Raw genomic sequence first — 13,110 nt, 5'->3', positions numbered from 1 at the left:
TCGAATGCTTGGTCCTGCCCGTCGCTTGCGACAACGCCGTGTCCAGGCGTCGATCGTGTTGTGCGGCGGGCGAACTGATTCTCCTGGTTTCCGATCTTAATAAATTGTGTCGGCGTGTGCTGGTCCTGCGTCTATGCCGCCGCAGGCTCGCCCTCGTTGACGGTGACCCCGTGGAACACGCGCATCCACCACGTGCCCACAGGGAAAATTACGCCGCGTACACCTGCGCGCCATTGATCGATCGAATGTCGGTATGCGATGCGAAAGGCTTGGATGGCCGCGATGGCGGCGTTCTTTGCGTCTGCCTGCCGGCGGCCGACTGCGAACGTTGGATTGAGATCGCGAAGCGGCTCGATGCTCGTTGCTCGCTTGTAAGGAGAAATGGTCCTCGCGCGCGCAGCCCCGAGGAAGCCAAGCCTTTGTCGCTGTAGGGTAGCGTGAGCCTGTCTCTCGTGCAGATCGATCCGTTCTGTGATCTCGCAACGAAATTTGTCGGCACTGGCATCGCTGATCGACGGTGGAAGCGTGATCGCAAGTGCGACGTCGGTTGGCCATTCGGGGTTCTGTGGATCGAAGTATATTTCAGGGCGTTGGGCGCGCAGGACGCCGCGGCCGATGTCGCCGACGAGCACCTTGGCTCCTGGCCACTCATGTGCATGCGGTACGAGACCAGCAGCGACCGGATTTGCGAGCGTGTAAGCGATCTTCTCCACCAGAGCGTCCCGTGTTGCTAGCCGTACCACGCTCGTTGCTCGATCGTCCCACACCGGCCCCTCCCACGCGCGCAAGATCTTGGTCCCGAGAGCGACAAGCCGATGGAATCTCTGCAAAAATCGTGGGAGCTCACCGTGTGTGTCTGTGACAACGATATGAATGTGCGTGGACATCACGCAGAGGGCGTGTACGAGGATGCCATGGCGGCGGGCCGAGACCGCCAGGGTATAGATCACGAGCCGTGTGATCGCGGAATCGGGGCGGAAGAGAAAATGCCTTCGCAGTACACGGCGGGTGAGAAGATACGTCGCGCCGGGGACGATCGCACGAGGCTGGCTCATACCTTGACGGGTATGTCAAGCGCCGTGCCAGACTCGAAATCGGCCGATTTTTGAGGAATTGGGCGATCGAGGAGGTGGCGGCCGTCACCCTCTTCGCCACCTCCGCCACCCAATGGTCAGGTCGGGGGGGCAGAGCAGAGCGTGTGCGGAGCGCAACGTCAGTCGAGCGCGACGTCGCGATGTGGCTCGGTAGACGGCGGCTGCTGCGAAGGCCATGGAGGGAATGCTGGCGATGCATCGTGGGCCGGCAACAAAACCGAAGAAAAAGCTCGACAGTTCTACAGGTGGACCCCGCCTCCGAGCGATACCCCCCACGTAGTCGCCCCTCGCTGCCCGGCCAGCCCGGACGGCGCATCCAGGTTGACGGCAACCTGGGAGCGTACGAACACCGGCTCGAATTCGACATTCGCATACAAGATTGCTGTCCACTGTGAGAAATCTCGCCCTGCGAGCGGTGCCGACTGCGCGAGCATCTGCATTCGCACTCCGGGTGTCAGCGGACCCATCCGCAAGCCCGCGTGAGCGGCGGCCACGACCGCCAGCCGAGACGGGTTGGAGTTCACGGAAACGAGCACGGCTGGATCCAGCTCAGCGCCAACGACCACCGGCATGGACAGCTCCGCCCGGCTGCGGAGCAACAGCGCGATCGGGATCGCGTTCGGTGCCCACATCCAGTAATCCGCGAACCCGCGCGCGGCCGTAGCTACCGCGTAGTTGTACTCGGCCTCCGTATTCTTCGGGATGGTGCCAGGGAACGTCGTCACCGGCGGTGCAACCCCGACCCCGGCATAGATCGAGCGGTTTCGCTCCTCGAGAAGCGCCGCCTGCACGGTCACGAACGGATTCCCGAAGCGAAACGACGAGCGCCGCGCCTCTCCCTCGATCCGAAACGTAGTCCAGGCCGAGGTGATGTCCGTGGTTGCGAGCAGCCAGCTGTTCAGGCGAACGCCCGCCGCCACCTGCGGCGCGACATGAATCGTAGCCACCGTCCGGTCCTGCGGCGAGGCTGTGAAAATGCCGTACAGCGCAACATGGCCGCGGCCGCCAGGTCGCGACGGAATGTCCCCCGTCGTCTGTGCCCAGCTCGGCGCCGCCCCGACCGTGGCAACCACGGTGACCGTGAGCGCGAGCCCGCGCGCTCTCGTCCTCACTTCGTTCTCCGAAACTTCTGCACGCCGCGACCCCTCAGGCTGGTCACGTAGACGCTGCCGTCGTGCCCCACGGCGATCCCGTGCCCCCAGTCGATCTCCCCGGGACCGTCCCCCGATGTGCTCCACCGGTCCACGATGTTCCCGTCGAGGCTCATCCGCAGCACATGCCCCCGCGGCCGCTCTGGATCCTGATCGCCGCCGTCTACAACGTAGATATGCCGGTCGGGTCCGAAGGCGATCGCCCACGGTCGCCCCAGCGCGGCGCTCTTCCACTGCGCCAGGTAGTGGCCGTTCGCGCTGAAGACCTGAACACGCGCGTTCTCCCGGTCCGCCACGTAGACGCGCCCCTCGTCGTCGGTGACGATGCCGTGAGGCGTGTCGAGCTGTCCCGGCCCGAAGCCCTTCTCGCCCCACTCCATGACGAACCCGCCGTCCTCGGAGAAGCGCGCGATCCGCGCATGGTTGTAGCCGTCCGCCACGTAGATATCGCCGTCCAGGCCGAAGGCCACGTTGGTGGGCCGGTCGAGCTGCTCGGGGCTCGTCACGCACCCGGTATCCGCGAGCAGTACGAGGATCCACACACCGATGCCCTTCATGGCGCCTCGCCGAGGGTCATGACCACATTCCCCTCCGCCGTCAGCTTGAACACCCGGTTCTGCTCGGAGTCCGTCACCCAGACGAAGCCGTTGCGATCCACCTCGATCCCGTGTGGATAGAAGAAAAGCCCCTCTCCCCACGCGTCGAGCAGCTCGCCCGTCTCTGGATCGAACGCCAAGATCGTGGGTTCGGGGATCGGCGCGTCGTTCCCTGACGTGCGCCCCGCCGCGTGGCTCACCAGCACGCGCCCTCGCGCGTCAACCGCCACATCAAGCGCTGGGCCGAACACCATCCCGTCAGGGACACGCGGCCACCCGTCCACCACCGCGTACGGCCCCGCAGGCGCGTCGTCCGCCGTCGGCGGTCGCGACGTGCATGCCCCCGCAAGCGCCAACCCTACCAGCCAGCGGCCCCCGCGCTGCGCCCCGGAGACCGACGCTGCGTTGCGAAACAGCCATCCCATGACCAAGGATAACAATGTTATCCTGGTGGCGTCAACGGGCGAGGTGCGGACGTGGCAGGATGGTGGGCATGGGTGTGATGGATGCGGATGAGCCGGTGGAGCGCGTGTTCATGGCGCTCTGCGAGGGACGGCTGACGCGGGACGAACTGACGGCCCGCAAGATCGCCGCATTCCTGGGCCAGACGACGATGGTGCTGTATCATCACTTCGGCTCGCTCGACGGATTCCTCATTCGCGTCGATGGCCTCGGATGGCGGCGGCTCGCGGAGCGCCTCGACGCGCGGGCGCGCGCTGGCGCCGATGCGCGGTCGCTTGCCGTCGGTTACGTCGAGTTTGCGCTGCGCCATCCGGATCTGTACTGGCTGATGGCCGAGCGCCGCTTCGACCGCGCCCGCCTGCGCGAACAGGGGCGCCTGCGGCTCGCGCGCCCTCTTTGGAGCTCATTCGTCGAGCTCTTGCGCCATCACGGCAGCAGGCGGCCGGAGGAGGATACCTACGTGCTCTTCGCGGGTCTCCATGGCATCGCGATGCTCGCGCTGAGCGGGCGCGCCAACCTGGGTGAGGTTTCGTCCGGGGTAATTCCTTCCATCCTGGTTTCTTCCAGCCTGGGTGGATCCCTGTCTGGTTTACCAGGTACTCCAGGTACTTCACTCAACCCGAACCCGGGTGAGGGTCCCAACCTGGGTGAGGGATCGGGGGCCGCCGCCAACCCTGGTGAGGGCACCGTCGGAGATGCGGAGGTGGCCTTCGCCGCGGCACGCCGTCTTGCGGACCTCGTGCTCCCCGCCCGTCCACCCGAGCCGCCTGCCTCCCAGGCGAGCCGCGACCGCGGCGGCCCCGGGCGCCGCGCCTGAGCCGTCCGCCCTGGTGCCTGCCGGTGCCAGGACGCTCCGCGCGCGACGCACCGGCTTCCTGGCACACGGCTCGCCGGCCAGGAAGAAAGGGAAAGCGCGTCGACGCGCCTTCGCGCGGGGCGCATCCCTCGCGCTGCGCGGGGCTTGCGCTGGCGTTGTGCCGCTGGCGTCGTGCGAGACCGACCCCAGCATATCGCGCCCGTTCGCCGGACAGGCCTCGCCATGTCGGGCAAATCGGCACGTCCTGCGAGCTCGCGGCATCTATCTCCTTTCGGAGGTGTTATGGGCGCGCGACGCACGGTCGCTTGGTTGCTCAGCGGGGGGCTCCTCACCGCCGGCACCGGTTGTGGCAGCGACGAACCGGAGGCGCTCGGCGCAGCTCGGCTCGCGGCCGTCGCGAGGGCCGACCGCACCGTGCACGCGGTCGATGCGCTCGGCGCCCAGCACCAGGCCGCGATCGCCGCCAACGCGGACGCGAGCATCCTCATCGCGACCTACACCGATCCGCGCGGCGCCCTCGCGAATCCGATCAGCCTGTCCGGGGTTGCGCGATCCGCCGACGGCGGGAGATCCTTCGCCGAGGTCCTCGGCCCGAGCGGCGCGGGGGTGCTGCCCTCGGTCGCCGGCGGCCAGGTGCTCGGCGCCCCGCGCGTTGTCCACGATCCGACCCGCGACGTGTTCGTCAGCTCCTCCACCTACGTCCGCCCCGCCGATGGCCTCCAGGGCCTCTGCCTCCATGCCTCGAACCCCGGCAGCAGCACGGCCGGCTCCTCGTGGTCCGCGCCGGTCGAGGTGACCCCCGCGTTCGTCGCGGGGGAGAGCGCCGAGCAGGCCTCCATCGACGTCAACGCGGCGACCGGGCGCCTCTCCGTTACCTGGGTTCAGCGCGGCGGAGCGTCTCCGAGCATCCTCTACAGCCATTCCGACGATCTCGGTCAGACCTGGTCGCCCGCGGCCACGATCGCGCAGGCGCCCGCCGGTGGCGATCTCGACGGGCCGAGCGCGCGCATCCTCCCCGGGGTGACCGACGGGGACTCGGTCGTCTATGCTGTCTTTCGCGCCATCGAGCCGGGGACCTCGCTGCGCAACGTCGGTTGCCGCCGGTCGATCGACGGAGGCGTCACCTGGGAGGCGCTCACCCTCCTCGACGAGACGAGCTACCCCACGGAAGACCAGATCCTCGGCGTCGACCACGGAAGGAGCGCCCCGTCGATCGACGTCGACCAGGCCACGCGGCAGGTCTACGTCGTCTATCAGCGGAGCGACGCCCACGGGACAGGGGACATCGCCCTGCGCTCGTTCACGGAGCAGTGCACCGCAGGCCCCGCCGTCCTCCTCAACAGCAATCCAGGGCGCGATAGGGCCCAGTTCTTCCCCTTCGTGGCCGTCGACCGAACGACCGGCACCGCGCACGTCGTCTACTACGACCAGGATGTCGAGAGCTCGGGCGACATGACCGAGATCGTCCACACCGCGTCGAGCGATCAAGGCGTCTCGTTCAGCCCGCCCGCGCCGATCTCGGACCACCCCTTTCACGCGGGCCACGGCAACGACGCCTCCCGGCAGAACCTCGGCGACCGCATCGGCGGCGTGGCGCTCGCCGGTGAGCTCTACAGCGTCTTCAGCATGACGGCCACGCCGCCGCGGTTCGATGAGGGGCAGCCGTCGTCGACCTCCCTGATCGCACCCAACGTCCACCTCGACGTCCTCGACGAGCTCGCCCGCGTCCCGCCGCTGCGCGCGGCCGGCGTCCGGATCGCGGACACCGCGTGCGGCGCCCTCGCGAACGAGCGCGTCGATCCGGGGGAGCTCGTCGACGTCGGCGTCTACCTCGAGAACTACCTCGCCAACGCGATCTCCGGCAGGACGACCGTCTCCCGGATCTCCGCCACGCTGTCCACACGGACGCCCTCCGTGACCATCGTGAGGGCGAGCGCGCTCTACCCGGATATCGAGCCGCTCCGCACGGTCGCGGGCGACGCGCCGTTCGTCCTCAGGACGGGCCGGGACTTCGTTCCGGGAGCGCCGATCGATCTGACGCTCACGGTGAGCTCGGCTCAGGGCACGGTCGAGCTGCCGATCCAGCTCGAGACGGGCTCGCCGGGCGCCGCGGAGGTCCTCCTCCGCGAGGATTTCGACGCAGCGAGCGCGCCGGCGCTGCCCTCCGGCTGGCAGTCGGTGCGCGCCGGCGGGACGGCCTCCGCCTCGCCGTGGACCGTCGCGCAGACGCTGACGCCCGGAAACAACGCGGCATTTCACGACGAGGAGGCGGCGACGTCGCTCGTCGCGCTGGTGTCGCCCGCCGTGACCATCCCGGAGAGCTCCGGGAACTCCCACGTCACGCTCGACTTCGATCTCACCTACGAGCTGGAGGACGATCCGCAAAAGCTCGTCCAGGCGTTCGACGGTCTGACGCTGCGCGTGGAGGATGTCACGGCCGGCGCCGCGCCCCGGGCGGTGCTCGCGGAGGCGTTCGCCGAGCGGATCGTCACCGGCGGGAGCCACCACTTCCCAAAGCACCTTCCAGCCCGCGACGACCCGGACTACCTGGAAGATAACTCGGTATGGTCCGGCAGCTCCAGCGGGAGCAAGCGCGTGTCGATCCGCTTCCCTGGCGCGGGGCTGCGCGGGCGGACCGTGAGGCTCCGCTTCGAGTACACGCAGGACGACAGCCGGGTCTGCACGGATATCGGGCGCCCCGGGCCGTGCGGCGTCGCGGTCGACAACATCGTGTTCGCGGCGGTGCCGATCGTGTCCGGGGCCTGCGGGGCGGATCTGGCCATCACCCAGGCGGCCGCGCCGGATCCTGTATCGCCGGGCGCGCAGCTCACGATGACGATCGACGTCGCCAACGAGGGGCCGGGCGACGCGAGCGACGTCGTGGTGTCGTCCGTGCTGCCCGCCGGGGCGAGCCTCGTCAGCGCCTCGGGGACCGGCTGGACGTGCGACCTGCCCGGCGAAGAGCTCGTGTGCCGGCGCGCTTCGCTCGCCGCGCGGGAGAGCTCGTCGATCGCGGTCACCATGGTCGCGCCCACGCTCACGCCGCCCACGGTCGACGAGGAGATCGAGAGCACGGCGAAGGTGAGCGCGAGCGAGCACGACCCGGCGCCGGAAAACAACGAGAGCGACGTGCGCATCGACGTCTCCGTGCCAGCGCGCCTGATCGGCTATCTCACGGTCCTCGGCGAGCGCATCCCCGGCGAGGAGCTCGCCTATACGGTGCTCATCAGCAACACGGGGGGGCGCGTGCAGCACAACAATGCAGGGTTCGAGTTCGTGGACGTGCTCCCGCCCGAGCTCCAGCTGGAAGGCGCGTTCGCGGACAGCGGCGCGGTCTCGTCCGATCCCGCCACCAACACGGTGGGCTGGGACGGCGAGGTCGGGCCGGGGGAGTGGGTGGCGCTCACGATGGAAGCGATCCTCCTTCCCCTGACCGATGGACTCGTCGTCACGAACCAGGGTACGCTCTTCTTCGACGCGGACTCGGACGGCGTCAACGAGTCGAGCGCGATGACCGACGAGCCCCTGTTCGCCGGCACGGCCGATCCGACGGTGCTCACGGTGAGGCCCGCCGTCTGCGGCGATGGCGAGCTCGGGCTCGGCGAGCAGTGCGACGACGGTGACCTGCTCAACGGCGATTGCTGCTCGGATCTGTGCACCGCCGAGCCGCCGACCACGATCTGCCGCTTCGCGACCTCGCTGTGCGATCCCGCGGAGTATTGCGACGGCGCAGGCAGCTGTCCGGCGGACGTGAGCCTGCCGGACGGCGCCAGCTGCGATGATTTCGATGTCTGCAATGGCAGCGAGGTTTGCTTCCAGGGACTCTGTCTGAGCGACATCCCGCTCTTCTGCGATGACGGGGATCCGACGACCACGGACGAATGCCATCCCTTCTTTGGCTGCCGGAACACGCCGAACAGCGCCACCGCGGGAGGGGGTGTAGGCGGCGATGACGGAGGGACTGCTGTAGGCGTGGGCGGCGGAGCGGACGGCAGCGGCGCCAGCGGCGGCGGAGCGGACGGCAGCGGCGCCAGCGGCGGCGGCGCAGGCGACAGCGGCGCAAGCGGCGCAAGCGGCGCAGGCGGCGCAGGCGACAGCGGCAGCAGCGTAGGCGGCAGCGGCGACGCCGGAGGACCGGCCGAGGGCGCTGGAGGCAGGGGCGACGGCGCTGGCGGCGATTGCTCCACCGATGCCGGCGGGGCGGGCGGCACAGCGGTCGGCGGTGGTCGAGATGCGGCGGGTGGGGAAGGGGGAGGGGGCCAATCCGAGGGAGGAGCGCCCTCGAGCAACTGCTGCTGTTTGAGCATCAGCTGCGCGTATGCCGTCCTCGGCGGTGAGACCGGGCACGCGTCAGGAGTGGCCCGCGCGCTCGCGCTGTGCGGCGTCTTCCTGGCGCTCGGCAGCGCGCGCCGCGCCCGCCGCCGTCGCTGCTGACGGCGGCGCCCGCGCGCCCTGCGATCACCTGTAGACGAAGACCCCCTTCAGATCCTCGGTCTGCGAGATGGGCGTGCCATCCTTCTTCGAGGTGGTCCTGAACTGGTAGATCATCCCCGGGATCAGCGCGGGACCGTCGTACTCGACGGAGACGTTCTTGCTCCCCGAGACCCTGGGGACCTCCAGGTTCTCCCAGACCTTGGCGCCGAGCGCGTCGAACAACCGCACCTCGTACAGGTCTTCGCTGGAGTCGTCCTCGAAGACGAACGTCGGTGTCCCGCTCACCTCCTCCAGCGTGCTCGCGCCGGGCGAGACGACGGCGAGCGCGCCCGTCACCTTGAACGACTCCGCGATGGGCAGGTCCTGGCCGGAGACCGTGATGCGCACGATCTCGGTCCCGCCGATCGACGTGTCAGGATCCCGCACGAGCGCGTCGTCCTCGAACGCTGCAAGGACCACGTAATCGCCATCGGGCACCCCGGCGATCGAGAAGTCGCCGGTGACGTTGCCTCGCCGGAGCCCTCGCGGGGCCTCGCCGCGCGCGGTCGCCTCGTCAAAGGTATCGGCCACGACGAGGATGACCGAGGTCTCGCTCCCCCCTGGAGCATTCACGATCTCGACCTTGCCGCTCACCACCGCCGTGGCGTCTCCGGTCGCGTGAAGATCCACGCCCGTCGTCTCCTTGCCGGCGATGACCGTCGCGCTCGCCGTGTCGAGCGCGAGGTCGGCGGCATAACCCTTCACCGTGGCGTCGCCCGCAGCCACGTTGTAGATGGTGTAGCTGCCGTCGAGATCGGCCGCGCCGGTGGCGCCGCCTGCGACCAGCAGCGTCCCGCCGGGCTGGTCGGCGTGGACGACCCCGGAGATGGAACCGAGCCCCTCGCTGTCCGAGAGCGGCAACAGCGAGATCTCCGTCGCCGCCGACTCGATCGCGAGCGGTTTGCCCGCCGCGGTGGAGAGGTCGATGGGCAGCGCGACCCGCGGCGCCTTCGGGAACGTCTCGTAAGCCTGCGCGTCGGCGCGCAGCGTGATGTTGGCCTCGACCGGAGCGCCGCTCGCGTCGCGCCGCGCGGGCACGACGAGCTCATAGGTCCCGTCGGCCCCCGTGATCGCCACCCGGGAGACGACCGCGTCGCTCGGGTCCCGGGCGAGCACGCGCGCGCCCGCGATGGCCTTGTCGTCGAGCGAGTCGTAGACGCGCCCCCTCAGCGTCACCGGCTCGAAGCAAGCGGGCTCGGCGCCCTCCACCTCCTCGCACACATGCGGGGCGGCGCACCCAGTCTGCTCGGCCACCGAGCAGCTCTGCGGCTGACCCTCGTCGTCGCCGCCGCACCCCATCCCCATCAAGGCGCACAGCATCCCAACAGACATCGAGCGCATCACCATCGACCCGTCTCCTTTCAAACCACGTCTTCTGCAGGCTCAGCTTCTCAGCTCGTGAGCGGACAGCGCCGCAGCCTGCGATCCTGTCGCCGCTCCGAGCAGGGACAGTGAATCACGCAGGCGCGGCGGGCACCGAGCAGGGGGAACACATCCCTCCGGTTCTTCTGTGTCTTCATGGTTCAATCCCTGTCCTCGAATCCAGGGAGAACCCGGGCAAGCGTAGGGCTAGTTCAAGATGACCTGGCAGCAGCCGGTGATGCAGTAGTAGCCTGCGGCACAAGGCTCCTGGCCGGAGAGCCCGCACGGCTGGACCCCCGCCGCGCACTGGCCTTGGGGCTCGCCGGTGGGCCCGCCGCCGCTGCCGGTCGCGTCGCCGCCGCCGCCTGTCGCGGCTCCGCCTCCAACTCCGCCGCCCCCGGCGCCGGTGCCGGACTCGAAGCAGTCGTCTGGCAGCGTGTCCTTGCCAAGGCACAGCTCGCAGCGGCCGCACTCGTTCAGGCAAGCATCCACGGGCGTGCAGGGCTCGCAGCGGGTCGGGTCGGACTCGTGGCCGCGCGAGCAGGAGCCTTCACCGGTGCCATCGGCGTCGGAGCCGAGCCAGACGTACTTGCCGCCGCCCGCCGGCAGCTCGCAGCAGCCGAAGCAGTCGCAGCCGTTCGGCGTGAGCGGACCGCAGGTCGTATGGCACATATCGGACTGCTCGTCGTTGAGCTCGCTGCAGCTCTTGCCATCGGCGCCCGGCGTCGAGGCCCCGCTGTCATAGGCGCACATCATCCCGTTGCTCGACTCCGGGTGAAATCCGGGCGCGACCTCGTGCTCATCGCACTTGTGGTTCCAGTGGCAATCGTCGTTGCCGGAGCCGGAGTCCTGGTCGAAATAACAGTCGACGGTGCACGCCGGCCCCGCCTGGCCGGGGATCCCGCCGTAGTAGCTGCCCTCGGTGTTGTCGCACGGACCGAGGCAGTCCGGATCCTGCGCGTCGAGGAGCCCATCGCCGTCGTTGTCGACGAGATCCCCGCACGCGTACGTCTTGCCCTGACACTCGACGATGCTCGTCGGGGTCGCCATGCCTCCGCCGGCAGCGCCGGTGCCGGCCCCTCCGCCGCTCGCGCTGCCGCCGCCGCTCGCGCTGCCGCCGCCGCTCGCGCTGCCGCCGCCGCTCGCGGCGTCGCCTCCTCCCGCGCCGCCGGACGGGGCGGCGCCGTCAACGGTGCTGTCGCTACAGCCGGCGCTGAGGGTGAGTCCAAACAGGGCGGTCACCAACGAGAGAGAGAGAGCTAGGCGCATGGTGTCTCCAGAGGTGGCTCAGGCGCTCCCGTCCGCAGCGCGCGCTGCGGAGCGGGACTACCGGCGCGTTCATCCGGAGCAGTTCCGCCGCGGTCAGGTCACGGCTCAGAAAAATGACCGATCGCGAAAAAAACGCGGAGCCATCGCGAAACCGGCGTGCGGTCGTGGGGTGATAACCCACGTTGTGCTCGCAGCTGTCTCTTCTCTTCCAGGGGGCAACCGAGCGGGCACGCTCGTCGCTTTCATGGGGTCGCGTGGCCGCTGCGCGCCAGGGCCGCGCGCAGCGGCGGTCACGCCGCGTGATCGCGCCGCCGGCGGGCGCCCAGGCCCAGCGCGCCAGCGAGGAGCGCCACGAGGCCGACGAGCGCGCCGCCGCGCTCGCCTCGCTGCATCGCGCAGACCAGCCCGGACGAGACCTCCGGCTCCGTGGACCCGCCGCCGCTGCCCGCACCGCCGCTGTCGTCGCAGGCGTCGCCCACCCCGTCGGCGTCGCCATCCCCCTGATCCGCGTTGGCCGCGAGCGGGCAGTTGTCGTCGTCGTCCGGGACGCCGTCGTTGTCGTCGTCCGCGTCATCGACGTCGCAGGCGTCGCCTTGATCGTCCTCGTCGTTGTCGGCTTGATCCGCGTTGGGGACGGAAATACAATTGTCCTGCTCGTCCGGGACGCCGTCGTTGTCGTCGTCTTCCTCGCAGGCGTCGCCCTGACCGTCGCCGTCGCTGTCGGCCTGATCGGGGTTGTACTCCTCGTCGCAGTTGTCCGCCGCGTCGCTCAGGCCATCTCCGTCCACGTCCTCGCAAGCGTTGCCAACGCCGTTGTCGTCGGCGTCCGTCTGATCGGGGTTCGGTACGTGCGGGCAGTTGTCCGTCTCGTCCGGTATGCCGTCGCGGTCGCCGTCGACGTCGGCCCCGAGGTCGCAAACGTCGCCGCGGCCGTCGCTGTCGCCGTCGGTCTGATCCTGGTTGGGCACGTGCGGGCAGTTGTCCTCCGCGTCCACGACGCCGTCGTTGTCGTCGTCGTCCTCGCAGGCATCGCCGGTGCCGTCGCCGTCCGTATCTTCCTGGAACAGATTGGAAACGACAGCGCAGTTGTCCTCCACGTCGACCACGCCATCGTCGTCGCTGTCGGGATCGCACGCATCCCCGAGGCTGTCCCCGTCCGCGTTCTCCTGGCCAGGGTTCTGATCCGCAGGGCAGTTGTCCTCTCCGTTGCGCAGGCCGTCGCCGTCCGCGTCGATGTCGGGCTCGCAGAAGTCGCCGATGCCGTTGCCGTCGCTGTCCTCCTGGTTCGGATTGCGCGTAGCAGGGCAGTTGTCGCAGAGATCGCCGATCTTGTCGTCGTCTCTGTCCTGCTGGAGCGAGTTCGGTACGTGCGGGCAGTTGTCGACGTCGTTGTCGATGCCGTCGCCGTCGTCGTCGCCGGCCTCACAGACGTCGCCGGTGCCGTCTTCATCGGAGTCCACCTGATCGGCGTTCGCCGTGAAAGGACAGTTGTCGTCGGCATCCAGGACACCGTCGTTGTCGTCATCGTCGTCGCAGGCGTCGCCGGTATCGTCCTCCTCCGCATCCGACTGGTCCGGGTTCATCGCGACAGGACAGTTGTCGCACGCGTCGCCGATGCCGTCGGAATCCGAATCCCGCTGATCCCGATTGATAGCGGACGGGCAGTTGTCGCACGCATCGCCGAGAGCATCGCCGTCGGCATCCGCCTGGTCCGGATTCTGGGTCTGCACGCAGTTGTCCAGGGGATCCGCGATCCCATCCAGATCGGTATCAGGGTCCTCCGCCCACCCCGCGGCCGGCAGGATCAGCCCGAACAGGCCCGCCACGAGACCCACCGAGAACCGTCGCCCGCGCGACCGCACGCCGCTCGTCCCCGCACGTTTCAT

9 protein-coding genes are annotated in these 13,110 nt (G+C 69.2%); 2 read left to right on the top strand and 7 right to left on the bottom strand.

The features are described from left to right. Positions 1-131: 131 nt before the first annotated feature. The 4 genes from ACSRUE_RS34945 to ACSRUE_RS34930 all read right to left on the bottom strand — a co-directional run bounded on the left by ACSRUE_RS34945 (position 132) and on the right by ACSRUE_RS34930 (position 3,047). Positions 132-1,055: a transposase gene (locus ACSRUE_RS34945; protein ID WP_441287379.1), complete on the bottom strand. Its 924-nt coding sequence runs from the start codon at positions 1,053-1,055 to the stop codon at positions 132-134. A gap of 278 nt (positions 1,056-1,333) precedes the next feature. Continuing rightward, positions 1,334-2,206 (bottom strand): hypothetical protein, encoded by an 873-nt coding sequence (locus tag ACSRUE_RS34940; protein ID WP_441287378.1) that lies wholly within the window; start codon positions 2,204-2,206, stop codon positions 1,334-1,336. Continuing rightward, positions 2,203-2,802, bottom strand: coding sequence for a 6-bladed beta-propeller (locus ACSRUE_RS34935; protein ID WP_441287377.1), 600 nt, complete (start codon positions 2,800-2,802; stop codon positions 2,203-2,205). The genes ACSRUE_RS34940 and ACSRUE_RS34935 overlap by 4 nt, the downstream gene beginning before the upstream one ends. Beyond that, on the bottom strand, positions 2,799-3,047 hold the full coding sequence (locus tag ACSRUE_RS34930; RefSeq protein WP_441287376.1) for a hypothetical protein: 249 nt from the start codon (positions 3,045-3,047) through the stop codon (positions 2,799-2,801). Before ACSRUE_RS34930 ends, ACSRUE_RS34935 begins: the two co-directional genes overlap by 4 nt. A 287-nt stretch (positions 3,048-3,334) precedes the next feature. On the opposite strand from ACSRUE_RS34930, the gene ACSRUE_RS34925 reads away from it, so the two are divergent. Continuing rightward, a complete protein-coding gene (locus tag ACSRUE_RS34925; protein ID WP_441287375.1) occupies positions 3,335-4,120 on the top strand; it encodes a TetR/AcrR family transcriptional regulator in 786 nt (261 codons plus the stop codon). Between the two features lie 282 nt (positions 4,121-4,402). Next, positions 4,403-8,554, top strand: a complete 4,152-nt coding sequence (locus ACSRUE_RS34920; RefSeq protein ID WP_441287374.1) for a hypothetical protein — start codon at positions 4,403-4,405, stop codon at positions 8,552-8,554. Positions 8,555-8,578: 24 nt separating this feature from the next. Here the strand turns inward: ACSRUE_RS34920 and ACSRUE_RS34915 are convergent, their stop codons facing one another. The 3 genes from ACSRUE_RS34915 to ACSRUE_RS34905 form a co-directional block, all read right to left on the bottom strand. After that, complete coding sequence (locus ACSRUE_RS34915; RefSeq protein WP_441287373.1) at positions 8,579-9,940, bottom strand: hypothetical protein; 1,362 nt, start codon at positions 9,938-9,940, stop codon at positions 8,579-8,581. A 222-nt stretch (positions 9,941-10,162) separates the two neighbouring features. Further along, on the bottom strand, positions 10,163-11,224 hold the full coding sequence (locus ACSRUE_RS34910) for a hypothetical protein (RefSeq protein WP_441287372.1): 1,062 nt from the start codon (positions 11,222-11,224) through the stop codon (positions 10,163-10,165). Between the two features lie 290 nt (positions 11,225-11,514). Further along, the gene (locus ACSRUE_RS34905; RefSeq protein ID WP_441287371.1) at positions 11,515-13,110 is read right to left on the bottom strand and encodes a thrombospondin type 3 repeat-containing protein; all 1,596 of its coding nucleotides are present in this window, start codon (positions 13,108-13,110) and stop codon (positions 11,515-11,517) included.

This window comes from Sorangium sp. KYC3313 (genome assembly GCF_052075895.1).
Classification (GTDB): Bacteria; Myxococcota_A; Polyangia; order Polyangiales; family Polyangiaceae; genus Sorangium; species Sorangium cellulosum_B.
The sequence above is the reverse complement of the archived record's forward strand: the minus strand, read 5'-3'. Positions and strand labels throughout refer to the sequence as shown.